Below are 1077 nucleotides of genomic sequence, written 5' to 3'. Positions count from 1 at the left end.
CGGCAAGGCTGCGGCCGCGAAAATCGAAGACGGGCAGCGGCAGACGGGTGAAGAAGACCAGGCAAAGCGCGGTGTCGTCGACGACCTGCCGTGGGGAAAGAGCCAGGTTCCTGAACTTCATGCTCTAGCCCCTCGCAATGGCATGGAAGAAGGTGCCGCTGGCATGGCCGCGCCGGTAGCCCGAGGCGCCTATCGGATTGCCCTGGCCATCGGCAAGGTCGGCGAGCGGTTCGTCATTGCCGGTGGCCGTCATCTGCGCATAGTGGAATTCGTGGCCGCGAATCAGCGCCCCAGCCGAGCCCAGCGGGCAATCGGCGCGCAGCCGCGCCTCGCGATAGCCGAGGTTCATCTTGCGTTTGGCGAAGCTGGTGGAATGGCCGAGCAGGCCGAGCATCGCATGCGTTTCGCCCGACGCGTCCTCCAGCGCTTCGCCCAGCACCATGAAGCCACCGCACTCGCCGTGGATGGGCTTCGTCGTGGCGAAACGGGTCATCCCGGCGCGGAAAGTCGCGGCGGCGGCGAGCTTGCCGGCGTGAAGCTCGGGATAGCCGCCCGGCAGCCAGCAGACATCGCAAGCCTCGTCGGGCGCTTCGTCGGCGAGCGGCGAGAACGGGACGATTTCGGCGCCGGCCTTGCGCCAGTAGGCGGCGACATGCGGATAGAGGAAGGTGAAGGCGGCATCCTCGGCCAGTGCGATCCGCTGGCCGGGCGGCGCCAGTGCGTCGGTGAAGCCGCCAGACGCCGGGGTGAAGGGTGTCGCCAGGGCCATGATCGCATCGAGGTCGAGCGATTTCTCCGCCATGTCGGCCAGCCGGTCGAGATGCGCCATCAGGTCGTCATATTCGCCGGCCTGGACGAGGCCGAGATGGCGTTCGGGCAGGTTCAGCGTGGGATCGCGCAGGATGGCGCCGACGACTGGCAGGCCGATCGCCTCGATGGCGTCGCCCGACAGCCGGCGGTGCCGCTCGCTGCCCAACCGGTTGAGCACTACACCGGCCATGCGTACATCCGGATCGTAGGTGGGAAAGCCCTTGGCGACGGCGGCCGCGGTGGTCGACTGGCCGGAGACGTCGAGCA

Annotated in this window: 1 protein-coding gene and 1 pseudogene; both read right to left on the bottom strand. The window is 68.2% G+C overall.

The window, feature by feature from the left end:
* Positions 1 to 121, bottom strand: a pseudogene (locus tag EN984_RS39220) (adenosylcobinamide-GDP ribazoletransferase); the annotation flags it as partial.
* A gap of 3 nt (positions 122 to 124) precedes the next feature.
* Positions 125 to 1077: cobyrinate a,c-diamide synthase (locus EN984_RS35700; RefSeq protein WP_127384412.1), on the bottom strand; the 953-nt coding region annotated here is incomplete at its 5' end.

Origin of the sequence: Mesorhizobium sp. M7A.F.Ca.CA.004.12.1.1 (genome assembly GCF_003997835.1) — a bacterium.
Taxonomy (GTDB): Bacteria; Pseudomonadota; Alphaproteobacteria; order Rhizobiales; family Rhizobiaceae; genus Mesorhizobium.
The sequence above is the reverse complement of the archived record's forward strand: the minus strand, read 5'-3'. Positions and strand labels throughout refer to the sequence as shown.